The 23,982-nt window shown below is 66.8% G+C and carries 22 protein-coding genes and 1 pseudogene; 11 read left to right on the top strand and 12 right to left on the bottom strand.

The annotated features are described in order from the left end of the window. The coding region (locus M7H45_RS02035) for an N-acetylmuramic acid 6-phosphate etherase (RefSeq protein WP_298214209.1) at positions 1 to 726 on the top strand (726 nt) is incomplete at its 5' end. 19 nt (positions 727 to 745) lie between these two features. Next, positions 746 to 1,258 (top strand): hypothetical protein, encoded by a 513-nt coding sequence (locus M7H45_RS02040; protein WP_298214211.1) that lies wholly within the window; start codon positions 746 to 748, stop codon positions 1,256 to 1,258. Between the two features lie 125 nt (positions 1,259 to 1,383). Here the strand turns inward: M7H45_RS02040 and ppdK are convergent, their stop codons facing one another. From ppdK to M7H45_RS02055, 3 genes are read right to left on the bottom strand one after another with little or no spacing between them, the layout of a single operon-like run. Beyond that, positions 1,384 to 4,056, bottom strand: a complete 2,673-nt coding sequence (gene ppdK / locus M7H45_RS02045; protein WP_298214213.1) for a pyruvate, phosphate dikinase — start codon at positions 4,054 to 4,056, stop codon at positions 1,384 to 1,386. A 16-nt stretch (positions 4,057 to 4,072) separates the two neighbouring features. Further along, positions 4,073 to 6,094: a glycine--tRNA ligase subunit beta gene (gene glyS, locus M7H45_RS02050; protein ID WP_298214215.1), complete on the bottom strand. Its 2,022-nt coding sequence runs from the start codon at positions 6,092 to 6,094 to the stop codon at positions 4,073 to 4,075. A gap of 1 nt (position 6,095) precedes the next feature. After that, the gene (locus tag M7H45_RS02055) at positions 6,096 to 6,968 is read right to left on the bottom strand and encodes a glycine--tRNA ligase subunit alpha (protein WP_298214217.1); all 873 of its coding nucleotides are present in this window, start codon (positions 6,966 to 6,968) and stop codon (positions 6,096 to 6,098) included. Between the two features lie 75 nt (positions 6,969 to 7,043). On the opposite strand from M7H45_RS02055, the gene M7H45_RS02060 reads away from it, so the two are divergent. Next, positions 7,044 to 7,442: a hypothetical protein gene (locus tag M7H45_RS02060; RefSeq protein WP_298214219.1), complete on the top strand. Its 399-nt coding sequence runs from the start codon at positions 7,044 to 7,046 to the stop codon at positions 7,440 to 7,442. Here the strand turns inward: M7H45_RS02060 and M7H45_RS02065 are convergent. From M7H45_RS02065 to M7H45_RS02080, 4 genes and pseudogenes are all read right to left on the bottom strand, one after another. Continuing rightward, positions 7,425 to 9,845 (bottom strand): transketolase, encoded by a 2,421-nt coding sequence (locus tag M7H45_RS02065; protein WP_298214221.1) that lies wholly within the window; start codon positions 9,843 to 9,845, stop codon positions 7,425 to 7,427. The genes M7H45_RS02060 and M7H45_RS02065 overlap by 18 nt on opposite strands. A gap of 68 nt (positions 9,846 to 9,913) precedes the next feature. Beyond that, a complete protein-coding gene (locus M7H45_RS02070) occupies positions 9,914 to 11,332 on the bottom strand; it encodes an APC family permease (protein WP_298214223.1) in 1,419 nt (472 codons plus the stop codon). Positions 11,333 to 11,419: 87 nt separating this feature from the next. Continuing rightward, entirely contained in the window at positions 11,420 to 11,668 is a 249-nt protein-coding gene (locus M7H45_RS02075; RefSeq protein ID WP_298214225.1) for a hypothetical protein, read from the bottom strand. A 60-nt stretch (positions 11,669 to 11,728) separates the two neighbouring features. Continuing rightward, positions 11,729 to 11,845: pseudogene (locus M7H45_RS02080) on the bottom strand (cyanate hydratase); the annotation flags it as partial. Between the two features lie 62 nt (positions 11,846 to 11,907). On the opposite strand from M7H45_RS02080, the gene mscL reads away from it, so the two are divergent. Both mscL and M7H45_RS02090 read left to right on the top strand, forming a co-directional pair. Continuing rightward, positions 11,908 to 12,360 carry a large conductance mechanosensitive channel protein MscL gene (gene mscL, locus M7H45_RS02085; RefSeq protein ID WP_298214227.1) on the top strand — a complete coding sequence of 151 codons (453 nt, stop codon included), beginning with the start codon at positions 11,908 to 11,910 and terminating at the stop codon, positions 12,358 to 12,360. A 57-nt stretch (positions 12,361 to 12,417) separates the two neighbouring features. Continuing rightward, positions 12,418 to 13,374 carry an acetyl-CoA carboxylase carboxyltransferase subunit alpha gene (locus M7H45_RS02090; protein WP_298214229.1) on the top strand — a complete coding sequence of 319 codons (957 nt, stop codon included), beginning with the start codon at positions 12,418 to 12,420 and terminating at the stop codon, positions 13,372 to 13,374. Positions 13,375 to 13,471: 97 nt separating this feature from the next. Here the strand turns inward: M7H45_RS02090 and M7H45_RS02095 are convergent, their stop codons facing one another. Continuing rightward, positions 13,472 to 14,167 (bottom strand): NAD-dependent deacylase, encoded by a 696-nt coding sequence (locus M7H45_RS02095; RefSeq protein ID WP_298214231.1) that lies wholly within the window; start codon positions 14,165 to 14,167, stop codon positions 13,472 to 13,474. A 111-nt stretch (positions 14,168 to 14,278) separates the two neighbouring features. On the opposite strand from M7H45_RS02095, the gene M7H45_RS02100 reads away from it, so the two are divergent. From M7H45_RS02100 to M7H45_RS02110, 3 genes are read left to right on the top strand one after another with little or no spacing between them, the layout of a single operon-like run. After that, positions 14,279 to 16,291 (top strand): FUSC family protein, encoded by a 2,013-nt coding sequence (locus M7H45_RS02100; RefSeq protein WP_298214233.1) that lies wholly within the window; start codon positions 14,279 to 14,281, stop codon positions 16,289 to 16,291. Then, positions 16,288 to 16,494, top strand: coding sequence for a DUF1656 domain-containing protein (locus M7H45_RS02105; protein ID WP_298214234.1), 207 nt, complete (start codon positions 16,288 to 16,290; stop codon positions 16,492 to 16,494). Before M7H45_RS02100 ends, M7H45_RS02105 begins: the two co-directional genes overlap by 4 nt. A 15-nt stretch (positions 16,495 to 16,509) precedes the next feature. Continuing rightward, the gene (locus M7H45_RS02110) at positions 16,510 to 17,460 is read left to right on the top strand and encodes an HlyD family secretion protein (RefSeq protein ID WP_298214236.1); all 951 of its coding nucleotides are present in this window, start codon (positions 16,510 to 16,512) and stop codon (positions 17,458 to 17,460) included. A gap of 9 nt (positions 17,461 to 17,469) precedes the next feature. Here M7H45_RS02110 and M7H45_RS02115 read toward each other — a convergent pair whose 3' ends face one another. The 3 genes from M7H45_RS02115 to M7H45_RS02125 are packed head-to-tail and all read right to left on the bottom strand — an operon-like array spanning position 17,470 to position 19,811. Next, entirely contained in the window at positions 17,470 to 18,237 is a 768-nt protein-coding gene (locus tag M7H45_RS02115) for a DUF2272 domain-containing protein (protein WP_298214238.1), read from the bottom strand. Next, the gene (gene mtnA / locus M7H45_RS02120; protein ID WP_298214240.1) at positions 18,234 to 19,322 is read right to left on the bottom strand and encodes an S-methyl-5-thioribose-1-phosphate isomerase; all 1,089 of its coding nucleotides are present in this window, start codon (positions 19,320 to 19,322) and stop codon (positions 18,234 to 18,236) included. Before mtnA ends, M7H45_RS02115 begins: the two co-directional genes overlap by 4 nt. Positions 19,323 to 19,334: 12 nt before the next feature. Beyond that, positions 19,335 to 19,811, bottom strand: a complete 477-nt coding sequence (locus tag M7H45_RS02125) for a UPF0262 family protein (protein WP_298214242.1) — start codon at positions 19,809 to 19,811, stop codon at positions 19,335 to 19,337. 493 nt (positions 19,812 to 20,304) lie between these two features. Between M7H45_RS02125 and M7H45_RS02130 the strand changes: the two genes are divergently transcribed. Then, the gene (locus tag M7H45_RS02130) at positions 20,305 to 21,072 is read left to right on the top strand and encodes a hypothetical protein (protein WP_298214244.1); all 768 of its coding nucleotides are present in this window, start codon (positions 20,305 to 20,307) and stop codon (positions 21,070 to 21,072) included. Here the strand turns inward: M7H45_RS02130 and M7H45_RS02135 are convergent. Continuing rightward, on the bottom strand, positions 21,065 to 21,232 hold the full coding sequence (locus M7H45_RS02135; protein ID WP_298214246.1) for a hypothetical protein: 168 nt from the start codon (positions 21,230 to 21,232) through the stop codon (positions 21,065 to 21,067). The genes M7H45_RS02130 and M7H45_RS02135 overlap by 8 nt on opposite strands. 104 nt (positions 21,233 to 21,336) lie before the next feature. Between M7H45_RS02135 and M7H45_RS02140 the strand changes: the two genes are divergently transcribed. Both M7H45_RS02140 and M7H45_RS02145 read left to right on the top strand, forming a co-directional pair. After that, complete coding sequence (locus tag M7H45_RS02140) at positions 21,337 to 23,376, top strand: NAD(+) synthase (RefSeq protein ID WP_298214248.1); 2,040 nt, start codon at positions 21,337 to 21,339, stop codon at positions 23,374 to 23,376. Beyond that, positions 23,377 to 23,979: a cysteine hydrolase family protein gene (locus M7H45_RS02145; protein WP_298214250.1), complete on the top strand. Its 603-nt coding sequence runs from the start codon at positions 23,377 to 23,379 to the stop codon at positions 23,977 to 23,979. Positions 23,980 to 23,982 lie beyond the last annotated feature (3 nt).

The following is a 23,982-nucleotide window of genomic DNA, read 5'->3' on the forward strand; positions in this document are numbered from 1 at the left end:
GCGCGGCTCGCGGCGGGCGGGCGGCTGTTCTATGCCGGGGCGGGCACGTCCGGGCGGCTCGGCCTGCTGGACGCGGTGGAATGCGGCCCCACCTTCGGGGTGGAGCCGGGGCTGATCGTGCCGCTGCTGGCGGGCGGCCCCGGCGCCTTCCTGGAGGCCGTGGAAGGGGCGGAGGATGACGAGGCCGCGGCCCCCGCCGCGCTGGCGGCACGGGGCTTCACCGCCCGTGACGCGCTGGTGGGCATCGCCGCCTCCGGCGCCACCCCCTTCACCCTGGCCGCCTTGCGCCATGCCGCCGGGCTCGGCGGCCTCACCGGCGCCATCGTCAACAACCCCGCCAGCCCCATGGCCGCGGCGGCCGGAATCGCCGTGGAGATCTGCTCGGGGCCGGAGATCATCGCCGGCTCCACGCGGCTCTCGGCGGGCACGGCCCAGAAGATCGCCCTCAACATCCTTTCCTCGGCGGTGATGATCCGCCTCGGCAAAACCTACGGGCCCTATATGGTGGATATGCGGGCCAGCAACGCCAAGCTGCGGGCGCGCGCTTTGCGCATGGTGCGCGCCCTCACCGGCGCGGATGAGCGACAAGCGAGCCTTGAACTCGCGGCCTGCGATGGGCATGTTAAACTCGCCGTGCTCGCCTTGAGGCTCGGCCTGGCGCCGGAGGCGGCGCGGCGGCGGCTCGAGGCGGCGGGTGGCTCGTTACGGCGGGCCTTGGGCGAATAGCGGATTCGGGACAGCGGCGTTGGCTGGAAACATCACCGCCTGGGCGCGGAAGACGGATGATTTCATTATCGACCGGGTGTTGCAGCCGGGCGTGAATCGCGCGGAATGGTGGCTCGGCCTCTCGCTCTTCACCCTCGCCCGGCTCTGCACCGGGGCGGGCGCCCTCGCCGGGCTGCTCTGGGTCCATAGCTTCGACCTGCCCTACTCCACCGGTTTCTATGAGGACATGCTCTGCCTCGCCATCATGGCGGGGGCGGCCTATGTCCAGATCAACACCCAGCACAGCCGCGCCCCGCGCCAGGCCGCCATCGCCCCGGCGGTGCGCCTCACCGGGCTGGTGTGGCGCACGCTCTGGCTGCTCGACCTGGCGCTCTTCCCCACCCAATGGCCGCTGGAGCCGCACCGGCAGTTTCTCGGCAGCCTCGGCTGGACCTTCCTGCTCGTGCTGCCCTACTGGCTGATCTGCTGCCGCGACGCGCCGCCGCCGCAACGCAGCCGCGAATTGCGCTACGCCACCATTCCGGTGCGCTGAGCCGGGCTGAACGCCGCCAGGCGCAACCTCCCGGGTTGCGCCTTTTTCAACGGTTTAACCCCACCGGGTTGCGCCGCCCCCGCCCGCCGGGTTGCGCCCGGGCGGCGAGCCGGGTTGCGCCGCCCTCATTTATCGCGGAAATGATGTTCCTTGCGCTCGATGGCGGCCTGCGCCGCCGCCAGCCGCGCCACCGGCACCCGGTAGGGGGAGCAGGAGACGTAATCGAGCCCGGTTTCCTCGCAGAAGGAGATGGAGGCGGGATCGCCGCCATGCTCACCGCAAATGCCGAGCTTGAGGCTGGGTTTGGCCGCCCGCCCGCCCTCCGCCGCGAGGCGCACCAGCGCCCCCACCCCCTCGATATCGAGCGAGACGAACGGGTCCTTGGGCAGAATGCCCTTCTCGACATAGAAGGGCAGGAATTTGCCCGCGTCGTCGCGCGAGAAGCCGAAGGTCGTCTGGGTGAGGTCGTTGGTGCCAAAGGAGAAGAAATCCGCCGCCCCGGCGATCTGACCGGCGGTGATCGCCGCCCGCGGCAATTCGATCATCGTGCCGACCGAATATTCGATCGTCCTGCCCGCCTCGGCGAACACCGCCTGGGCGGCGGCCTCCACCTGCGCCCGGGTGATGTCCAGCTCCTTGCGGGTGCCGACCAGCGGGATCATGATCTCCGGCACCGGCGCCTGGGCGGTTTTGCCCACCTCCACCGCCGCCTCGAAAATGGCGCGGGCCTGCATCTCGTAGATTTCCGGGTAGGTGACGCCGAGACGGCAGCCGCGATGGCCGAGCATCGGGTTGGTCTCCGCCAGCTCGTGGGCGCGCTCGCGTATGGCCGCCGCGTCCATGCCCAGCGCCTCCGCCACCTCCCCCAGCTCCGCCTCGCCATGGGGGAGGAACTCGTGCAGCGGCGGGTCGAGCAGGCGGATGGTGACCGGCAGCCCCTCCATGATGCGGAAGAGGGAGACGAAATCATCGCGCTGGAAGGGCAGCAGCCGGGCGAGGGCGGCGCGGCGCCCGGCTTCGTCCCGGGCCATGATCATCTGGCGCACGGCGCCGATGCGCTGGGGGTCGAAGAACATATGCTCGGTGCGGCAAAGGCCGATACCCTCCGCCCCGAATTTGCGCGCCGTCTCCGCGTCCAGCGGCGTCTCGGCATTGGCCCGCACCTTGAGGCGGCGGGCCGTGTCCGCCCATTCCATCAGCGTGCCGAAATCGCCGGAGAGCTGCGGCTCGATCATCTTGACCGCGCCCGCGTAAATCTCGCCGGTGGCGCCGTCTATGGTGATGATGTCCCCGGCATGCAGGGTGACGCCGCTGGCCGAGAGCGTCTGCGCCCCGTAATCCACCGAGACGCCACCCGCCCCGGCGACGCAGGGGCGGCCCATGCCGCGCGCCACCACGGCGGCGTGGCTGGTCATGCCGCCACGCGTGGTGAGAATGCCGCGCGCCGCGTGCATGCCGTGAATATCCTCGGGGCTGGTCTCGATGCGCACGAGGATGACCGCCTCGCCCTTCTGGGCGCGCAGCTCGGCCTCATCCGCCGAGAACACCACCGCGCCGGAGGCCGCGCCCGGCGAGGCGGGCAGGCCCTTGGCGAAGAGCTTCTTCTCCGCCTTGGGATCGAGGGTGGGGTGGAGGAGCTGGTCGAGCGCCGCCGGGTTCACCCGCATCACCGCCGTGTTCCTGTCGATCAGCCCCTCATTCGCCATGTCCACGGCGATGCGCAGGCTGGCGGCGGCGGAGCGCTTGCCGGAGCGGGTTTGCAGCATATAGAGCTTGTTCTGCTGCACGGTGAACTCGATGTCCTGCATGTCCTTGTAGTGTTTCTCAAGGATCTCGCGGACCTTGCGCAGCTCCTGATAGGCCTCGGGCAGCGCCTCCTCCATGGAGATCTCGCCGGGCTTGGCATAGGCCTTGGAGAGCGGGCGCGGGGTGCGGATGCCCGCCACCACGTCCTCGCCCTGGGCGTTGACCAGATATTCCCCGTAAAATTCATTGACGCCGGTGGACGGGTCGCGGGTGAAGCAGACGCCGGTGGCGCAATCCTCTCCCATATTGCCGAAGACCATGGCCTGCACGTTGACGGCCGTGCCCCAATCCGCGGGGATGTCGTGCAGCCGGCGATAGACATTGGCGCGCGGGTTCATCCAGGAGCCGAACACCGCGCCGATCGCGCCCCAGAGCTGGTCCTGCGGGTTCTGCGGGAAGGGCTTGCCGGTCTCCTCCTCCACCATCCGCTTGTACTGCTCGACAACATCGCGCCACTGGCCGGGCTTGAGGGCCGTGTCCTCGGTGACGTTGGCGTCCAGCTTGGCCTGCTCGATGATCTCCTCGAAGCGGTGATGATCCACGCCCAGCACCACCGAGCCGTACATCTGGATGAAGCGGCGGTAGCTGTCCCAGGCGAAGCGCTCATCGCCCGAGGCGGCGGCGAGGCCGGAGACGGTCTCGTCGTTGAGGCCGAGATTGAGGACGGTGTCCATCATGCCCGGCATGGAGACGCGAGCACCCGAGCGCACCGAGACCAGCAGCGGCTTGCGTTCATCACCGAATTTGCGCTCGACCGCCGCCTCGATGCGGGCGAGCGCCGCGTCCACCTGCGCCTTGAGATCGGCGGGGTATTGGCGGCCGTTCTTGTAATATTCCGTGCAGACCTCGGTGGTGATGGTGAAGCCGGGCGGCACGGGCAGGTCGAGGCTCGCCATCTCCGCCAGGTTGGCGCCTTTGCCCCCCAGCAAATTGCGCAGCGAGGCGTTGCCGTCATTCACGCCCGCGCCGAAATTATAAACCCATTTGGTCATCGCTCTCTGGTCTCCCTCAACCCTCGATCCGGGAAAAATCCGCCACCTGGTTCACCGCCGCCGTGAAGCGCGCGAGCAGTCGCAAACGATTGCGGCGCAATTCGGGCTCGGCGGCGTTCACCGTCACCTTGCCGAAAAACGCGTCGATATGGGGGCGCAGGGCGGCGAGGCGGATCATCGCCGCCTCGTAATCCTCGCGGGCGAGATCCCCGGCCACCGCCTCCTCCGCCAGCGCCGCGTGGAGCCGCCGCTCCTCCTCCTCCCGGAACAGGGCCGGGTCGGGCGGGCCCTCATGCGGGCCGTCCTTGGCGGTCTCGATCCGCAGGATGTTGGCGGCGCGCTTATAGGCAGCGAGCAGGTCGCGCCCATCGGCGCTGGCGAGCAGCGTCTCCAGCGCCGCGACCCGCTTCATCAGCCGCACGAGGTCATCATCCTGCCCCGCCGCCAGCACGGCGTCGAGAATGTCGAAGCGCTTGCCCTCCCCCCGCAGCTTGACCCGCAGCCGCTCGATGAGGAAGGCGAAGAGCTCGGGCTGCTCCCCCAGCAGCGGGCGCAGATTGAGGCGCAGCCCGTTTTCCAGGATGATGCGGATGACGCCGAGGGCGCAGCGGCGCAGGGCGAAGGGGTCGCCCGCGCCGGTCGGCGTCTCGCCGATGCGGAAGAATTCGCGCAGCGTGTCCAGCTTGTCCGCCAGCGCCACGGCCACCGCGACGGTGCCGCGCGGCACCTCCTCCTGCGGGCCTCTGGGCTGGTAATGGGAGCGGATGGCCTGGGCGACGATGCCCGCCCCCTGGGGCTGGCCCGGATTTTGGGCCTGCACGTAATAGCTCCCCATGATCCCCTGCAATTCCGGGAACTCGCCGACCATCTGGGTGACGAGATCGGCCTTGGCGAGCAGCCCGGCCAGCCGCGCCAGATTGGGTGCCTCGGCATTGCCCGGCTCCAGCCGCGCGGCGAGGCTCTGCGCCAGCTCCGAGATCCGCACGGCCCGCTGATATTGGGTGCCGATCCTGGCGTGGAAGGTGATCCTTTCCAGCTTGGGCAGCAGGGTGATCAGCGGCGTCTTGAGATCCTGTTGCCAGAAATGCCGGGCATCGGCCAGGCGGGCGCGCAGCACCCGCTCATTGCCGGCGATGATCGCCCGCCCCCCATCCTCCGCCGCCAGATTCGCCACGAAGGCAAAATACGGGGCGGGAGCGCCGTTTTCATCCCGCAGCGCGAAATATTTCTGATTGATCTTCATGGAAAGCTCGCGCACCTCGGGCGGCAGCTCCATGAATTCCGGGGCGATCTGGCCGATCAGCGGCACCGGCCATTCGACAAGGCCGGTCACCTCCTCCAGCAGATCCGCGTCCGGGGCCAGGGTGAGGCCAAGCGTTTTCGCCGCCGCGGCCACGCCCTCGGCGATGAGGCGGCGGCGCTCATCCGGGCGGGCGATGACGTGATGCTCGCGCAGCCTCTCCTCCCAGACCGCCGCCGAGGAGACCGCGAACGGGCCGGGGCCGTGGATGCGGTGGCCCTCCGTCTCATCGCCCGCGCTGACCGGCCCGAGGCGGAAGGGGATGACCGCGCCATCCAGCAGGCTGACGACGCGGCGCAGGGGCCGCACCCAGGTGAAATCACCCGACGACCCCCAGCGCATGGATTTGGGCCAGGGCAGCCGGGCCAGCGCGTCCGGCAGAACGGCGGCGATGAAGGCGGCGGCGGGCTGGGCCGGGCGGCGGCGGTTCAGCACCCAGAACCCGCCCTCCTGCTCCAGCGCCTCGCGAGCCGCGCCATGCTTGCGCAGAAACCCGGCCACCGCCTGGTCCGGCGCCGTGAGGCGGGGACCACGCTCGGAGAGGACGCTCTCCGGCACCTCGGCGGCCACCTCCATCGCCACCGCGATCCGCCGTGGCCCAAAGAGAGGGCCGGAAGCCGGGGCGGGGGCGAGAGGGGCGAGAGCGCCCAGGACGATCTTCTCCAGCTGGGAAGCGCCCTCCGCCTGCATGCGCGCCGGAATTTCCTCGGAAAACAATTCCAGAAAGAACTCGGCCATCTCACTCCCCCGCCAGCCAGGCCTCGGCGCAGGCCCTGGCGAGATTGCGCACCCGCGCGATATAGGCGGCGCGCTCCGCCACCGAGATCACGCCCCGCGCATCGAGCAGGTTGAAGATATGGCTGGCCTTGATGCATTGGTCATAGGCCGGCTGGGCGAGGCCGGCCGCCACCAGCGCCTGGCACTCCCGCTCGGCATCCTCGAAATGGCGGATGAGCATCGGGGTGTCGGCCAGCTCGAAATTATATCTGGAATAGTCGCGCTCGGCACGGAGGAAGACATCCCCATAGGTCACGCCCTGGCCGTTGAAATCGAGGGCGAAGACGTTCTCCACGCCCTGCACGTACATGGCGAGGCGTTCCAGGCCATAGGTGAGCTCGGCGGAGGGGCAGACGCAGGCGATGCCGCCCACCTGCTGGAAATAGGTGAACTGGGTGACCTCCATGCCATCGCACCACACCTCCCAGCCCAGCCCCCAGGCGCCGAGGGTGGGGCTCTCCCAGTCATCCTCGACGAAGCGGATATCGTGCCGGTGGCGGTCGATGCCGATGGCGTCGTAGCTCTCCAGCAGCAGGGCCTGGATGTCGTCCGGGCTCGGCTTCAGCAGCGCCTGGTATTGATAATAATGCTGGAGGCGGTTGGGGTTCTCGCCATAGCGGCCATCGGCGGGCCGCCGCGAGGGCTGCACATAGGCGGCGCGCCAGGGTTTGGGGCCGAGGGCGCGCAAGGTGGTGGCGGGATGGAAGGTGCCCGCCCCCATCTCCACGTCATAGGGCTGGAGAATCACGCAGCCCTGGCGCGCCCAGAAGGCGTGCAGGGTGAGGATGATGTCCTGGAAGCTTTTCGGCTTATCCGTGGCGTTATGGACTGTCATGGCCCTTTGGTTAAAACTGACGCGCCGCAGCAATAGGGCGCGGGGGCGGTTAGGGCAACCGGCAAGGATGGCGGAATGGCGGGCTGGATATGGACGAGGCGCGACGGGGCCGGGGCGGCGCTGGCGGCGGTGATCGGGGGCGGGGCCTTCGCCTTCCGGCATTGGGCCATCGTGCCGCGCGCCACGGTGGGGATTTGCGCCGCCGCGCGGCCGCCCGGCTGGTGCGCGCCGCGCGGCTGGGTGCTGCATTGGCAATATCTCGGCGCGTTTGGCTGGGCGGCGCTGCTGGCGGGGCTGGCGGCGTTCTTTTGGGGCGGCCGGGTGGCGGCCGGGCTGGCGGTGGGGCTCGGCATCGCCGCCATGGTAAATTACAACGGCACGCAAGGGGGGATCGGCGCGGCGCTGGGGCTCATCACCTGGCTGAGCCTGCTCAGCGGCCGGCCGGGCTGGCAGGCCTCAAGGCAGGGCGCGTAGATAACGCGGCCGCCGCCCGGCGCTCACCGCCTGGGCGGCGTGGAGGATGGCGTTCGCGTCCAGCCCATAATGGCGGTAGAGATCGGCGATGGTGCCGGTCTGGCCGAAATGCTCGACCCCCAGCGCCTTGACCCGGTGGCCATGCACCCCGCCCAGCCAGGCCAGCGTCGCGGGGTGGCCGTCGATCACCGTCACGATCCCGCATTCGCGCGGCAGGGGCTGGAGCAGCCGCTCGATATGGCTCATCGCCAGGGGCGCGCCGCGCTGGCGGCCGCGCTCCGCCGCCTGCCAGCCCGCCTGCAGCCGGTCCGCCGAGGTGATGGCGAGCAGGCCGATATCGCGCCGGTCCTCGCCGAGCAGGCCGGTGGCGGCGATGGCCTCGGGCGCCACCACGCCTTGATAGGCGATGATCACGCTGGCATTGGGCCCGGGCGGGCGCAGCCAATAGGCGCCATTGATGATATCCCGCGCCAGATCGCCGCCGACCACGCGTTGCGGCTGTTCGAGGGGGCGGGTGGAGAGGCGGAGATAGACCGACCCTCCCGCCCCGTCCGGCAGCCAGCTGGCCGGGTCGGGCGTGTCATCCCCCTCGCGCTGCATATAGGAGAAGGCGAAGCGCATGATGATCGCGAGCTCGTCGAGAAACGCCGGCTCGAAGGCGCAAAGCCCGTCCTGGGCGAGGCCGAGCAGCGGGGTGCCGATGGATTGATGCGCGCCGCCCTCCGGCGCCAGGGAGATGCCGGAAGGGGTGGCGACGAGCAGGAAGCGGGCATCCTGGTAGCAGGCGTAGTTGAGCTGGTCGGCGGCGCGGTAGATGAAGGGGTCGTAGAGCGTGCCCACCGGCAGCAGGCGCGCGCCGTTGATGGAATGGGAAAGGCCCAGCGCGCTCAGCATCAGCATCAGATTCGCCTCGGCGATGCCAAGCTCGAAATGCTGGCCCTGCGGGCCGAATTCCCAATGATAGGTGGAGGGGATGCGCTCGGCCTTGAAAACATCGGCCAGGCTCTCCCGCGCGAACAGGCCGCGCCGGTTGACCCAGGGGCCGAGATTGGTGGAGACGGTGACATCCGGCGAGGTGGTGACGATGCGCTCGGCGAAGGGCGTGCGCGCGCGCGCGATCTCGTTGAGGATCTGGCCGAAGCCCATCTGGGTGGAAACCGGCTTGCCGCCGGGCGGGGGGAAGGCCAGCCTCTCCGGCACCTCCACCGGCGGGGCGGAGAGCCGCCGCCTGCCCTCCCGGAAAAACGGAACCTGGGCGATGAAGGAGTCAAGCTCCGCCGCTTGCAGCCGCGCCGCGGCCCATTTCTCCCATTCCTCGCCCGGCCGGACCCCCATCTGCTGGCGGAATTGCTCCATCTGGGCGGCGTTCATCTGGCTGGCATGGTTGTCCTTATGCCCGGCCAAAGGCAGGCCGTAGCCCTTGATCGTGTAGCAGATGAAGCAGACCGGCCGGTCATGCGCCGCCGCCTGGGCGAAGGCCTCCAGCAGGCTCGGCAGGTCATGGCCGCCGAGATTGACCATGAGCGCCTGCAGGTCCTCGTCGGAGCGCCGCTCGATCAGCCGCGCCACCGGGCCTTGATCGCCGAGCTCCTCCATCAGCCGCTTGCGCCAGGCCGCGCCGCCCTGGAAGGTGAGGGCGGAGTAAAGCTGGTTGGGGCAGCGCTCGATCCATTCGCGCAGCCTCTCGCCGCCCGGCTCGCGGAAGGCGGCCTGCTGCAAGGCGCCGTGGCGCAGGATGACCACCTCCCAGCCGAAATTGCGGAACATCTGCTCGAACCGCGCCCACAAGCCCTCGCGGATGACGCCATCCAGCGATTGCCGGTTGTAATCCACCACCCACCAGCAATTCCTGAGACCATGCTTCCAGCCCTCGATGAGGGCCTCGTAGATATTGCCCTCATCCATCTCCGCGTCGCCGATGAGGCTGACCATGCGCCCGGCGGGGCGGCCCGGCATCCAGCCATGGATGGAGACGTAATCCTGCACCAGCGAGGCGAAGAGCGTCTGCGCGACCCCCAGCCCGACCGAGCCGGTGGAGAAATCCACGTCGTCGGTGTCCTTGGTGCGCGAGGGGTAGCTCTGCGCGCCCTTGAAGCCGCGGAAATTCTCCAATTTCTCGCGGGTCTGATGGCCGGCGAGATATTGGATGGCGTGGAAATTGGGGGCGGCGTGGGGCTTGACCGCCACCCGGTCCTGCGGGCGCAGCGCCGCGAAATAGAGCGCGGTCATGATGGTGACCGAGGAGGCGCAGGAGGCCTGATGGCCGCCCACCTTGACCTCATCCCCCGCCCGCACGTGGTTGGCGTAATGGATGGTCCAGGCGGCGAGCCAGGAGACGCAGCGCTCGATCTCGGCCAGAGGCGCCAGTGCCGCGGGCGCGGACCGGGAGGGTTGGGTGTCCATGCCCCGCAGTATCGGGGTGTTTCCGCCCCAAGCCAAGAGAGGGGCGGCGGCACCCCCCTCCGCCTGGCTCAATATTCCTCGTCGGCGACGTAGGAGCCGATGCGATGCACCAGATCCGGCCGCGAGCGGGAGAGCAGCGCGCCATAGATGAGGGAGAAGATCAGCAAGCCGAGCGCCAGCTTGGGGTAGAGGTTGAAGGGGTAGGGCTGCCCCGGCTCGACGAGCCCCCAAAGGGGGAACAACATGCACACCGTGCCCAGGAGCGGCAGGATGAGATGGGTGAAGAGGTTGAACTCCTCGCGGTGATAGCGGAGCATGTAGACGGGCAGGGCGAGATTGGTGAGCAGATAGGTGACGATCACCGGGATCGTGCCGAGCGTGCCGGTCTCACCGAACAGGGTGACCGGGTCGATTTTATACACCGTGCCGAAGCCCAGCACGATCAGCAGCGCGACGACGATATAGGTCCACATCGCCGTGTGCGGGGTGCGGTGCCGCGGGTGGATCTTGCCGAAGAATTGCGGCAGCAGCCCCTCCCGCGCCGAGCTGAAGAGAATGCGCGCCTGCGCGTTGGTGAGGCCGATGAGCGAGGAGAAGATGCTGGTGACGCCCGCGAGATAGGCGATGATGAGAAGGCCGGCGGCGGAGACCTTGAAGGCGTCCACGAAGGGAATGGCGGACGCTCCGATGGCCTTCACGTCGTTATGGAACGCGGTTTCCGTGGCGAAGGCCAGGAACATGTACAGGATGCCGATGGAGAGCGTGCCGGTGATCAGCGCGCGCGGCACGTTCCGGCGGGGGTTGGTGGTTTCCTCCGCCAGCATCGCCGAGTTCTCCCAGCCGATGAACAGATAGATGGCGAGGGGAAAGCCGAGGCCGATTCCCTTCCAGCCGCCGGTGACGGATGAGATCATGAACGGGGCGGCGGAGATGCTGTCCCGGTTGACGACGAGCATGATCACCGCGCCGATCAGCAGCAGCGCCAGCTCGAAATAAAAGAAGATCGCCGCCCAGGTGGTGGAAAGCGAGATACCGCGCGAGACCAGAAGACCGACAATGGCGGTGGCGAGGATGCTGAGCACCTGCCAGGGGACGTTGATGCCGAGAAAGACCTGCAGGGTCTGCGCCGCCCAGCCGCCGGAGATAACCACGACCGAGGCCGCCGCGATGCAATAGCCCACCACCACGAAGATGGAGGCCGCGGCCCCCGCCCAGGGACCGAAGGACATGCCGATGAACGTGACGAAGGAGCCCGTGCTCGGCCGGTAGCGCGAGAATTGCGCCAGCGTGTTGGTGAGAAAGAGGATCACCACCATCGCGGTGAGGATGGTGAGCGGCGCGCCCACTCCGGCGCCGGAGACGATGAGGCCGAAGCCGAAGAAAAAGCTCATCGCCGGGGCGATATTGGCCAGGGTGGAGGCGATGATCTGCGACAGTCCCAGGCTGTCGCGCTGCAACCGCTCGCCGGTTCGTGGTGCGATGCTCATTATTTATGCCCCCTGCCGCGTTGGTTATGACGAATCGTTAATCCTCGAACCCTCCACGTCTTTGCCGGAGCCGTCAATAGCCGGGCCTCATTGGCCTTCTTTGTCCCAGGGGGCGTTGCCCAGATTCACCTGCTGGGGCGTGGTGTTGGCGCCGCTGAGCGCCCCCGCCCCGGCGCCGATGCCCGCCCCCACCACCACGCCGATGGGGCCGCCAATGATGCCGATGGCCGCGCCGGTGGCAGCACCGCCCGCCGCCGTGCCGGTGGTGCGGCCGGTGCCCTTGCCGCAGCCCGCGAGGGCGAGACCGGCGGCGAGGGCGAGGCAGACTCTGAACATTCTGGTCTCCTGGAGCGGTGGCCCCAGGCTTGTTTCAGACCCGGCCCGCGCCGGGCAAGCTCAATAATGCCGGTAGGGGAGGAATTTGCCGCTCATGACGATTCTCACCCGGTCGCCCTTGGGGTCGGGCTCGCGCTCCAGGCTCATGCTGAAATCGATGGCGCTCATGATGCCATTTTCATCCTTGCGCGCTGGGATGGTGTTGGCCATGTTGCGCGGAAACCATAGCGGAGCAAGCCATGCCGGAGACCCGGAAATTCCCCGTCAGCCTGAAAACACCCGGCTGGGTGGATGATTTCAAGGCGTTCATCATGCGGGGCAATGTGGTGGATCTGGCGGTCGGCGTGGTCATCGGCGCCGCCTTCACCGGCATCGTCAACTCGCTGGTCAAGGACATCATCAACCCGCTGATCGGCCTGCTGACCGGGGGCGTGGATTTCTCCAATCATTTCATCATCCTGCGGGGGGCGCCCGCCGCCACGCTGGCGGAGGCGCAGAAGGCCGGGGACGTGACGATCAATTACGGCCTGTTTATCAACGCCCTCATCAATTTCCTCATCGTCGCGGCGGCCATCTTCTGGGTGGTGCGGCTGATTCAGAAGGTTTACAAATCGCCGCCGCCCGCCGCCGCCGCGCCCAGCCAGACCGAGCTGCTGCTCACCGAGATCCGCGACCTGCTCAAAACCCGGTAGGACCGTCCAGGCGGGCCGGGCTTTCCTCGGCGGCGATATGTGCTAAGCCCCCCGCCCATGCGCCAGTATCTGGAATTCGAGAAGCCGGTCGCCGAACTCGAGGGCAAGATCGATGAGTTGCGGCGGATGAACAACGCCTCGGGCGAAATGAACATCGCCGATGAGGTCGCCAAGCTCTCCGCCAAGGCCGACGCGCAGCTGAAGACGATCTACGCCAAGCTCACCCCTTGGCAGAAGACCCAGGTCGCCCGCCATGCCGAGCGCCCCAAGGCGCTGCAGGTGATCTCCACCCTCATCGAGGAATTCACCCCGCTCGCGGGGGACCGCGCCTTCGCCGATGACGCGGCGATCATCGGCGGGATGGGGCGCTTCCGGGGCGAGGCGGTGGTGGTGATCGGCACCGAGAAGGGGGACGATACCGAAACCCGGCTCAAGCATAATTTCGGCATGGCCAAGCCGGAGGGCTATCGTAAGGCCCGCCGGCTGATGGAGCTGGCCGGGCGGTTCAACCTGCCCATTCTCACCTTCGTGGATACCGCGGGCGCGTTTCCCGGTATCGAGGCCGAGGCGCGCGGCCAGGCCGAGGCCATCGCCCGCGCCATCGAGGCCTGCCTCTCCGCGCCGGTGCCGCTCATCGCCACCATCATCGGCGAGGGCGGCTCGGGCGGCGCCATCGCCCTGGCCACTGGCAACACCGTGCTGATGCTGGAGCACGCCATCTACTCAGTGATCTCCCCCGAGGGCTGCGCCTCGATCTTGTGGCGCGATTCCGTCCAGGCGCCGACCGCGGCGGAGGCGATGCGCGTCACCGCCCAGGATTTGAAAAGGCTGGGGCTGGTGGATGAGATCGTGCCGGAGCCGGTGGGCGGCGCGCACCGGGACCCGCAGGCGGCGCTCGCCACGCTGGGGGACGCGGTGGAGCGGGCGCTGGCGCCGCTGCTCAGCCTCACCCCGGAGGCGCTGAAGACCCGGCGGCGGGAGAAGTTTCTTACCATGGGCAAAACCGGGCTTTAGAGCGATATCCGAGCAAATGGACTCATTTGACCGGATAAAGTGGCCCGTCCAGAAATCATCAGAGCGTTTTGCCTGAACCGAAGTGAAGGAAAATGCGCTAGACCCCCAGGCGGCGGAGGAATTCCGGCACGCCCTCCCCCGCGGGGGCGGCGATGACATGGTCGAAATACCGCTCTCCGGTGGGCGCCGGATTGATCTCGTAGAGAATGCAGCCGCGGCCGTTCCGCCGCGCCTGGGCGGCGAAGCCCGCCGCCGGATAGACCACACCCGAGGTGCCGATGGCGCAAAAGACATCCGCCCGGTCCAGCGCCGCCAGGATGGGCTCCATATGGTAGGGGATTTCGCCGAACCAGACGACATCCGGGCGCAGCCCCGTCTCGCCGCAGGCGGGGCAGGAGGTGGCGGTATCCGCCTCCGTGAGCCAGGGATGCCGCGCCCCGCAGGCGGCGCAGAGCATCTGGCGCAGCTCCCCATGCATATGGAGAAGCCGGCGGCTGCCGGCGCGCTCGTGCAGATCATCGACGTTCTGGGTGACCAGGAGGAAATCCCCCCTCCCCTCCCAGGCCCGCTCCAGCGCCGCCAGGGCGAAATGGGCCGCGTTGGGCGCCACGCCATGCAGCGCCGCCCGGCGGGCATTGTAGAAACCATGCACGAAGTCAGGGTCGCGTAGAAAGGCCTCGGGCGAGGCCACGTCCTCGATGCGGTGATTTTCCCACACGCCATCCGGCCCGCGAAAAGTGGGGATGCCGGATTCGGCCGAAACCCCCGCTCCGGTCAGCACGACGATGTTCATGCGCGGTCTCCTTTACTTAACAGGCGGCGGGGCTCTGCTTCCCGCTCCGCCGGGGATGATTTACAGTGAAGGAAATATATACTTTCCTGACCTAAAATTCCCTGGGACACGATGCCAAAGCCGGATGAACTGATTTTCGCCTTCAAGGCATTTACCGGGGCCATGCTGGCTTTATATTTGTCTTTCTGGCTGGGGCTGGACAATCCCTATTGGTCGATGGCGACGGCCTATATCGTCGCCAACCCGTTCGTCGGCGCGATGCGCTCCAAGGCGCTCTACCGGTTCATCGGCACCATCACCGGCGGCACCGCCGCGGTGATCATGGTGCCCAACCTCGTCAACGCGCCGGTTTTGCTTTGCACCGCCATGGCGCTGTGGGTGGCGGTTTGTCTTTACCTGTCGCTGATGGACCGCTCCGCCCGCTCCTATGTCTTCATGCTGGCCGGCTACACGGTGGGGATCATCGGCTTTCCCGCCGTCATGGACCCCGCCCATGTGTTCCAAACGGCTCTCACCCGCTGCGAGGAGATTACGCTCGGCATCGTCTGCACCACGCTGGTGGGCACGATCATCCTGCCGCGCTCGCTGGGGCCCGTGCTGGCCCTGCGCGTCTCCTCCTGGGTGAAGCCGGGGATCGAATGGGCGAGCGCGGCGCTGGCCGGAGAGGGCGAATCCCAGGCGGCGCGGCTGGCCCGCCGGCGCCTGGCCTTCGAGGCGGCGGATACCGCGGTGATGGCCGGCCAGCTCGCCTATGATTTCACCCATATGTCCGCCCCCGCGCGGGAGGTGACGCGGCTGCGCGCCTATCTGGTCAGCTTGATGCCCATTCTCTCCTCCGTCAGCCAGCGGGTCGCGGACCTCAAGCGCATGGAGGGTCTGACCCCGGCCTTGCGCGGGGCGCTGCGCCGGGTGGATGAATGGATCAAATCCGGAGAGGCGGAAGGGGCTGATCCGCTCGTGCACGAATTGCAGGAGCTGGAAGAGGATACGCCCGACTGGCCGGGGCTGCTGCGCGCTAGCCTGGCGCTGCGGCTGGAACAGCTCGTGCGTCTCGTCCACCAATCCCGCCGCACCCGGCAATATGTGCTGGAGGGTGGGGCGGCTCCCGCCGGCCCGGCGCTGGAGGCCGAATACGTCGCCATCGTCAAACACGCCAAGGACCAGAAACTCGCGATCTATTCCGGGTTTTCGGCGGTGATCGCGATTTTAACCATCTGCGCGATCTGGATACAGACCTCCTGGATCTATGGGGCGGGGGCCGCCACCATGGTCGCGGTCGCCTTTTCCTTTTTCGCCGCCCAGGACGATCCCGCCCCCGCCATCGCCGATATGGTGCGCAGCGCCGTGATCGTTATGGCCGGGGTGTTCGTCTTCGATTTCGGCATCCTGCCCCGGGTGGTGGATTTCGGCCAGCTTTTCCTGGTGCTGCTGCCGCTGGGGATGATCGTCGGCATTCTGGTGGCGCGGCCCGAGACCTTCATGACCGGCATGATGCTGGGATCGTTCGGCGCGACGCAGCTCGCCCTCAGTAATGGGTATAACGCCAATTTCACCAGCTTCGCGGAAGGGGCGCTCAGCCTCGTCATCGGCTTGGGCAGCGCCTATGTCATCACCAAGCTGATCCGCTCCTTTGGCGCCGCCTGGGGCGCGGAGCGGCTGATGCGGGCCAACTGGCTGGATGTGGCCGCCGCGGCGGAGGCCCGCACCGCCCCGGATGGCGCCGCCCTCACCGGGCTGATGATGGACCGGCTGGGATTGATGATGCCCCGCCTGGCCGCCGCGGCCGCCGGGGCGGACAGCGCCGCCTCCTTGACCCTGCGCGATTTGCGGGTGGGGCTGGACATGATCAAGCTGCACCGCGAGCAATGGCGGCTGCCGCCGCGCGCGCGGAACGGCTGCCGGAAGATTTTTTCACTCATCGCCAGCTATTACCGGGCCGACCCGCGCCAGCCCGCCCCGCCGGAGCTCGCCCGCGCGCTCGATGAGACCATCGAAACGCTGCGCCATGATCCGCAGGAATACCGCTCCACCCTTCTCGTCCTTTCCGGTTTGCGCACGAGCCTCTATCCGGAGGCGCCGCCCCCGGCGCTCAACCCGCAACCCTTGCTGATGGCGGAAGCATGATCGGCGAAGTCGATATCTATGGCGTTCTGTTTCCGCCGCTGCTCATCTGGATCGGCATCGCCCTGCTGATTTCCGCCGTCCTCCGGCGCGGCCTCGCGGCGCTGGGGTTGTACCGTTTCATCTGGCATCGGCCGCTCTTTGACCTGTGCCTCCTCGTCATGCTGACCGGCCTCGTCAATTTTTTAGCGAATCATTATTTTTGACCCGCGTGGAGTGTTATGAAACCCGCCTCCTTCATCTACCGTTTTCTCGTCACTCTCGCGGCGGTCGCGCTCGCTTCCGTCATCGGCTGGCAGCTTTGGGTCTATTATATGGAAAGCCCCTGGACCCGCGATGGGCGCGTGCGCGCCGATGTCGTCTCTCTCGCGCCGGATGTCACCGGGCCGGTGGTGCAAGTATTCGTCCATGACAATGAGACGGTGCAGACCGGCGAGCCCTTGTTTCAGATTGACCCCGCCCGCTTCACCCTCGCTCTGGCCCAGGCCAAGGCGGCCCTGGCGCAGGCAGAGGCCACGGTGGCGAAGGCGCACGCGACGATGCTGAACGCGCAATCCAACGCCCAGCGCTATGCCGCGCTCTCCAATAACGCCGCCTCGGCCGTCTCGCGCGATGACGCCACGACGACAGCCCGCGAGGCTCAGGCCTCCTACGCGGCGGCGCAAGCCTCTCTTGCCGCGGCGCAAGCGGATCTCGGCGTCGCGGAACTCAATCTCGACCGGACGACGGTGCGCGCCACGGTGAACGGCAACGTCACGAATTTTTCGATGAAGCCCGGCGATTACGTCGCGGCGGGGACTCCGGTGATCGCCATCGTCGATACGGATTCGCTGTATGTGGACGGGTATCTTGAGGAGACCAAGCTGCGCAACATCAATGTCGGCGACAAGGCCACGGTGGAGCTGATGCAGGGCGGGCCGCCCATCCAAGGCCATGTGGCCGGGATCGCGGCCGGGATCGCGGATAGCGAGCGGATCGCCACCTCGACCTTGCTGGCGGATGTGAACCCGACCTTCACCTGGGTGCGGCTGGCGGCGCGCATACCGGTGCGCATCGCGCTCGACAAGGTGCCCGAGGGAGAGAAGCTGGTGGCGGGCATGACCTGCACGGTTTCCATCCAGCCCGGGCCCCGCCAAAACGCCACGGCCGCTACCGCTGACGCGTCACCCTGACGGCGCGGTTCAGTTAACGGCGTAGAGAACGCGCAGCACCACGAACCAATTCTCGTTCTGATCGGCGATGAGCCCCCGCGCGTCCACCGCCACCGGCTCCATCATCACCGCGTCTTCGACATTGCCGCCGATGAGATCGATCTCGCCGGCGGCGGTGCTTGTGACGATGCCGCAATGGGCGGGAAAGGAGGCGGCCGCGGGCAGATCCGCGAAGGTGAGGTGGCGCGCCCCGCCCCGGGGAAAACAGACGAGATCGCCAAGGCGCGGCGCATAGGTCGCGGGATTTTCCGCCACCAGCAGCTTGCCGGGGTGATAGGGGCGGGCGGCCTCGTTGATATAGGTGGCATGGTCCGGCGCGTAGGGAAAATCCGGCCCGGCGCCGGCGATGCGCATGACATAGGAGATGAAGGCGGCGGACCAGGCGTAGTTGCCATTCGCCGCCACCGGAAAAATTTTGCCGCTGGCGTCATGCTTGCCGGTCCAGCGCGAATCCGGCTCATCCGCGTTCATGCCTTCCCACCAATACTCGCCGACGCGCTGCCATAATCCTTGCTGGCGCTCCGCCATGGTGGCCTCGCTTTGCACGTAAGGCGGGGAGCCGGGCTGCTCCACCCCCCCGCCCCATAACCGCCATTCGCGCAGCGCCACCGCCACCGCCGCGGAACGGGAAAACGGCTCATACGGCACATTGGCGAAAGGCGGCGCATGGTTCCCCGCCGCGCAGGAGGCGAGAAGCAGCAAGCCGCACCACGCCGCCCCGCCGCGCGCGCGCCTCATGCGAGGTCGCGGAACATCTGGGTCAACGCCGCTTCCCTCGCCTCGCACAGCCCGCGCTCGGTGATGAGGCCGGTGACGAGACGCGCGGGGGTGACATCGAAGGCGGGGTTGGCGGCGGGGCTGGCGCTGGGCACGATGCGCACGGTGGTGATCGAGCCGTCCATGGCCCGGCCCGTCATCGTCGTCACCTCCGCCGCCGCGCGCTCCTCGATGGGAATATCGGCGAGACCATCGCGGATGGTCCAGTCTATGGTGGAGGATGGCAGCGCCACCCAGAACGGCACGCCATTATCGCGCGCCGCCAGCGCCTTCAGATATGTGCCGATCTTGTTGCAGACATCGCCCTGGCGCGTCACGCGGTCGGTGCCGACGATGACCAGATCAACATCGCCATGCTGCATGAAATGGCCGCCCGCGTTATCGGCGATGACGGTGTGGGGAACGCCGTGCTTGCCAAGCTCCCAGGCGGTGAGGGAGGCGCCCTGGTTGCGCGGGCGGGTTTCCTCCACCCAGACATGCACGGCGAGGCCGGAATTATGAGCCATGTAGATCGGCGCCAGCGCCGTGCCCCAATCCACCGTGGCGAGCCAGCCGGCATTGCAATGGGTGAGAATGTTCACCCGCCCGCCCTCGCGCGCCTTCTCCTGGATGAGGGTGAGGCCGTGCCGGCCGATCGCCTCGTTCACTCCCACATCATCATCGCAGATGCGGGCGGCCTCGGCATAGGCGGCGGCGGCGCGCTCGGCGGGCGGCAAGGGCGCGAGGCGCGCGCGCATGCGGCCCAACGCCCAGCGCAGATTGATGGCGGTGGGACGTGTCGCGGCGAGACATTCGATCGCCTGATCCAGCGCCGCGCCGGAGGCATCCGCCCGCATGGCGAGCGCCACGCCGTAAGCGGCGGAGGCGCCGATGAGCGGCGCGCCCCGCACCAGCATGGCCTTGATGGCGTGCGCCATTTGCTCCAGCGTGGTGAGGCGGACGAGATCGACGCTCCACGGCAGCTTGGTCTGGTCGATGATGCGGACGGACCAGCCATCCTCCTCGTCCACCCAGATCGAGCGGTACGGGGTGCCGTCAATTTTCATAACGCGAAATCCTTAAGCTTTCTGATACAAGGCGCAGACGAGGGTGAATAGACGCCGGGCGGTGGGAAAATCAATCACCACCTTGCCGGCAAGACGCTCGATCATCAGCTCCGCTCCCTCGTTATGAAGGCCCCGCCGCCCCATATCGATGGCCTGGATGCGCGCCTCGCGCCCTTCCGCCACCGCGCCCGCATAGGAATCCAGAAGCATGCGGTAATCCCGCACCAGCGTTTTGAACGGGCCCAGAGCCAGCATGACCGCTTGCACCGGATGATCGTTCTCGTCCCGTATGTCGAACACCAGCCGGCCTTCCTGGATGGAGAGATGAAGAACGCTTTGCAGATCAGGATGAGACGGGAGATGGAATTTATTGTCCGTCTCTAGATCTCTCACGGCCTGCTCGCGGTCCGCCCGCTGCAAATCAGAAATGCGATGCAGCGCCTCACCTTCCAGAACCACTCGCGTCAGCCTGCCGTTTGCATCATCCATATCGACTCTCCGCGCGCCAAAGCAGGGGGAAGCATAGCCGTTGTCAAGCACGCCGCCAAACATTGCGTGGCGGATTCTCAACACTGGGCACCCCTGCCGTGCAGTTCATCTCACCGTAATCTTTTCAGCGTGGCCGGACTTCCGGCGGAAAAAATCCCCAGTTAATTTCTATTTTCCGGCTCGATCTCTTCATCTTTTTCAACACGAATGGATCCGTCTCGATGAGATGGAGCGATGCAGGGTATGTCCCATCGCAAAAAAAACGCATGAGGCTGAGCGTTTTTTGACGCTTTTTGTTGACAGCGCGAGATCAGAGGCGGAATAGCGATTCTTGCGTGCATGGCGCGATTCGCGCCGCAACCGTGTCCGAAGTCTGCCCGGTCGAGAGTCCCGCACGCGAAATGAAGAAGGACGGCCCGCCGCCGTGAGATGACGTTTCTGTACAGGACCACGACCAACCGGACATCAACTTTATTTGAAGGAGTATGCTCTCGTGACCTCTGAAGACCAGACAACCGCACGGCGGGCCCAGCCCTTGGCCGTGCGGGCCACGGCCAAAAAAACCGCCGCGAAAAAACCCGCGGCGAAGAAACCCGCCGCCGCCAAGAGGACGGCGGTTAAAAAACCCGCGGCTAGAACGGTGGCGGCCAAAAAGCCAGCGGCGAAAAAGGCGGCTCCGAAGCGGGCGGCGGCGGTGAAGAAACCGGCGGCGAAAACAGCCGCCACCAGAAAGAGCGCGACGACGAGAAAAACGACCGCAGCGAAGAAGCCCACCGCGCGCAAGACCACGGCCAGCACACGCAAGACCGCGACCGCCGCCACGCGGAAGACAGCCGCCACGCGGAAGACGACCACAGCCAGGAAGACGGCGGCGACCGCGCGGACAGCCACGGCGAAAAAACCCGCCGGGCGTAAAACCGCCACCACCGCCCGCAAGACGGCAACCGCCGCGCGCAAGACGGCAACCACCGCCAGAAAAACGGCGGCAAGCCCGCGCAAGACGGCGACAGCCGCGAAGAAACCCGCCTCCGCGCGGACAACCACCGCGAAAAAACCCGCGGCGAGCCGCGCCGGCGCCGCGAGCAAACCCACCGCGCGTAAGACGGCGGCACCGAAAAGACCCGCGACGCGGAAGACCACGCGGCCAACCCGCCAGCCCGAGGCCGCGATACATGACGATGGTCACGAGGCGAATATGGATATGCCGGGCGCCGAGGAGCACATGGCGGAAACATCTTCCCCCATGGATGACTTCAACTGACATCATACGACGCCAGCCGGTTTCCCCGGCTGGCAGCGATGTTTTTAATTTTCGGCAACATGCCTGATTTCGCTTGAGTCCGCCGCCGCTCGTTCCAAATGCTTCTGATGATGACGGAGAAACGAATGGCGCAAGAGCTATCGGAGAACAGCCCGCTCATGGGCACCCTATGAACCGCGCCGGGCGGGAAGAACAACCGGACCGGTAGGCAGCCACGCGCCGCCTCAACTGGTCTTCAGGGATGGAAGCGGATATTATTTTTATATGAAGTTCCATTCGCTTTACACGCATGGGCTGGCAAGGGTCGCGGCCTGTTGCATTCCGATCCGGCTGGCGGACCCCGGCGCCAACGCGAGGAACGTGCTGAGCCTCCTCAAGGATTGCGCCGAGAAGGGCGCCGCCCTTGCGGTGTTTCAGGAATTGACCCTCTCTGGTTATTCCATCGAAGATCTCATTTTGCAGGACGCCCTGCTCGATGGCGTCGAGGCGGAAATCCCGCCTCTCATCGCCGCCACGCAGACCCTTCCCACCGTGCTGGTGGTGGGCGCGCCCCTGCGGCACCAGCAGCGGGTTTATAATTGCGCGCTGGTGATCCATCGCGGCCGGCTTTTGGGCGTGGTGCCGAAATCCTATCTGCCGAATTACCGGGAATTTTATGAGAGGCGGCAGGTGGCCCCTGGCGAAAAGAGCCGGGGGGAAATTTGTCTCGCGGGGCAGACCGCGCCGTTTGGCCCGGATTTATTGTTTCACGCCACGGACCTGCCGGGCTTTGTTCTCAATGTGGAAATTTGCGAGGATTTATGGGTGCCGGTGCCGCCCAGCGCCACCGCCGCCCTGGCGGGCGCCACCATTCTCGCCAATCTTTCCGGCAGCCCCATCACCATCGGCCGGGCCGATAGCCGCCGCTTGCTCGCCCAATCCTCCTCAATGCGCTGCCTTGCCGCTTATATCTACTCGGCGGCCGGCATGGGCGAGAGCACCACGGAGGTGGCCTGGGATGGCCAGATGATGATCTTCGAGAACGGCGTGCTGATGGCCGAGGCCGAACGCTTTTCCCAGCGGGCCGGGTTGATCCTCGCGGATGTCGATCTCGATCTTCTTCGCCAGGAGCGGATGCGCATGGGCACGTTCGACGAAAACCGCCGCGCCCACGCGGAGCAGCTCGATTACCGCGCCATTTTCTTCACGCTGGCCCCGCCCATGGAGGATCTCGGCCTGCGGCGTCCGCTCGAACGCTTTCCCTTCGTTCCCGCCGACCCGGCCCGGCTGGAGCAGGATTGTTATGAGGCCTATAACATCCAGGTCGCGGGGCTGGTGCAGCGCTTACGCGCGACGGGTATCACCAAGGTCGTGCTCGGCATATCGGGCGGGCTGGATTCCACCCACGCGCTCATCGTCACCGCCAAAGCCTTCGATCTGCTCGGCCTGCCCCGGCGGAATATCCTCGCTTTCACCCTGCCTGGTTTCGCCACGGGGGACGCCACCCGCGGCAATGCGTGGCGGTTGATGGAAAGCCTGGGCGTGAGCGGGAGGGAACTCGACATCCGCCCCGCGGCGCGGCAGATGCTCGCCGATCTCGGCCACCCCTTCGCCAGGGGCGAGAAGGTCTATGACGTGACCTTCGAGAACGTGCAGGCCGGGCTGCGGACGGATTACCTGTTCCGCCTCGCCAACCAGCATGGCGGGATTGTCGTCGGCACCGGCGATCTCTCCGAGCTTGCCCTGGGCTGGTGCACCTATGGGGTGGGCGACCAGATGTCGCATTACAATGTCAATGCCGGCGTGCCGAAGACTTTGATCCAGCATCTCATCGGCTGGGTCGCCCGCAACGGGGAATTCGCCGCCGGAGTGAATGAGACGCTGGAGGCGATTCTCGCCACCGAAATCTCGCCGGAACTCGTGCCCAGTGAACAGGGCGCGCCGCCGCAAAGCACGGAAGCCAAGATCGGCCCCTACGCCCTTCAGGATTTCAACCTGTATTATACGCTCCGCTTCGGCTTCCGCCCCTCCAAGATCGCGTTTTTGGCGATGCATGCCTGGGCGGACCCCGAGAAGGGCGGCTGGCCCGCGCATTACCGCCAGGACCGGCGGGTGGCTTTCACGCTTCCGCAAATCCGGCACTGGCTGGGCGTTTTTCTCGACCGGTTCTTCGGGTTCAGCCAGTTCAAGCGGTCGGCGATGCCGAACGGCCCCAAGGTTGCCGCCGGCGGCTCCCTGTCCCCGCGCGGGGATTGGCGCGCCCCCTCCGATGGCAACGCGACAATCTGGCTGGAGGAATTGAACCGCAACGTGCCGGAGGAATGAATGGGGCGCGAACTCGATGGACCGTTGGGGCCAAGCTGCGTGCATGTGGCCGTGGATTGCCAGCGCATGTTTCTGGAACAGACCGATTGGCATGTGCCGTGGATGGGACGGGTGCTGCCCATGATCGCCAGGATAACCGAGGCGCACCCCGACGCGACGATTTTCACCCGGTTCATTCCGCCGCGCCATCCCGGCGAGGCGCGTGGCGCGTGGCGGCGTTATTACCAACGTTGGTCCTCGATGACCATCGAGAAACTCGGCGAGGCGATGCTGGACCTGCCGGATGAATTGCGGCGCTTCGTGCCCCCGGCGCAGATCGCGGATAAGCACGTGTATTCTCCGTGGCTGGACGGAGATTTGGAGAAAAAGCTCAAAGCGCGGCGGGCCGATACGCTGGTGGTGACGGGCGGGGAAACAGATGTTTGCGTATTGGCCACCATATTGGGGGCGGTCGATCTCGGCTATCGCGTGGTGGTGGCCACCGACGCGCTGTGCAGCTCATCCGACGAAACGCATGACTCCTCCCTCAAGGTGTTCGAACACAGGTTCGGACAGCAGGTGGAGGCGGTGAAAACGGCGGATATCCTGGCCGCCTGGACGTAGCCG

Source organism: Acidocella sp. (assembly GCF_027352905.1).
Classification (GTDB): domain Bacteria; phylum Pseudomonadota; class Alphaproteobacteria; order Acetobacterales; family Acetobacteraceae; genus Acidocella.

Excerpts from the sequence above, each read along its gene's own strand:
- ppdK (WP_298214213.1), bottom strand. The coding sequence starts at position 4,056 with ATGACCAAATGGGTTTATAATTTCGGCGCGGGCGTGAATGACGGCAAC.
- glyS (WP_298214215.1), bottom strand. The coding sequence starts at position 6,094 with ATGGCCGAGTTCTTTCTGGAATTGTTTTCCGAGGAAATTCCGGCGCGC.
- M7H45_RS02055 (WP_298214217.1), bottom strand. The coding sequence starts at position 6,968 with ATGACAGTCCATAACGCCACGGATAAGCCGAAAAGCTTCCAGGACATC.
- M7H45_RS02060 (WP_298214219.1), top strand. The coding sequence starts at position 7,044 with ATGGCGGGCTGGATATGGACGAGGCGCGACGGGGCCGGGGCGGCGCTG.
- M7H45_RS02065 (WP_298214221.1), bottom strand. The coding sequence starts at position 9,845 with ATGGACACCCAACCCTCCCGGTCCGCGCCCGCGGCACTGGCGCCTCTG.
- M7H45_RS02070 (WP_298214223.1), bottom strand. The coding sequence starts at position 11,332 with ATGAGCATCGCACCACGAACCGGCGAGCGGTTGCAGCGCGACAGCCTG.
- M7H45_RS02075 (WP_298214225.1), bottom strand. The coding sequence starts at position 11,668 with ATGTTCAGAGTCTGCCTCGCCCTCGCCGCCGGTCTCGCCCTCGCGGGC.
- mscL (WP_298214227.1), top strand. The coding sequence starts at position 11,908 with ATGCCGGAGACCCGGAAATTCCCCGTCAGCCTGAAAACACCCGGCTGG.
- M7H45_RS02090 (WP_298214229.1), top strand. The coding sequence starts at position 12,418 with ATGCGCCAGTATCTGGAATTCGAGAAGCCGGTCGCCGAACTCGAGGGC.
- M7H45_RS02095 (WP_298214231.1), bottom strand. The coding sequence starts at position 14,167 with ATGAACATCGTCGTGCTGACCGGAGCGGGGGTTTCGGCCGAATCCGGC.
- M7H45_RS02100 (WP_298214233.1), top strand. The coding sequence starts at position 14,279 with ATGCCAAAGCCGGATGAACTGATTTTCGCCTTCAAGGCATTTACCGGG.
- M7H45_RS02105 (WP_298214234.1), top strand. The coding sequence starts at position 16,288 with ATGATCGGCGAAGTCGATATCTATGGCGTTCTGTTTCCGCCGCTGCTC.
- M7H45_RS02110 (WP_298214236.1), top strand. The coding sequence starts at position 16,510 with ATGAAACCCGCCTCCTTCATCTACCGTTTTCTCGTCACTCTCGCGGCG.
- M7H45_RS02115 (WP_298214238.1), bottom strand. The coding sequence starts at position 18,237 with ATGAGGCGCGCGCGCGGCGGGGCGGCGTGGTGCGGCTTGCTGCTTCTC.
- mtnA (WP_298214240.1), bottom strand. The coding sequence starts at position 19,322 with ATGAAAATTGACGGCACCCCGTACCGCTCGATCTGGGTGGACGAGGAG.
- M7H45_RS02125 (WP_298214242.1), bottom strand. The coding sequence starts at position 19,811 with ATGGATGATGCAAACGGCAGGCTGACGCGAGTGGTTCTGGAAGGTGAG.
- M7H45_RS02135 (WP_298214246.1), bottom strand. The coding sequence starts at position 21,232 with ATGAGCGGGCTGTTCTCCGATAGCTCTTGCGCCATTCGTTTCTCCGTC.
- M7H45_RS02140 (WP_298214248.1), top strand. The coding sequence starts at position 21,337 with ATGAAGTTCCATTCGCTTTACACGCATGGGCTGGCAAGGGTCGCGGCC.
- M7H45_RS02145 (WP_298214250.1), top strand. The coding sequence starts at position 23,377 with ATGGGGCGCGAACTCGATGGACCGTTGGGGCCAAGCTGCGTGCATGTG.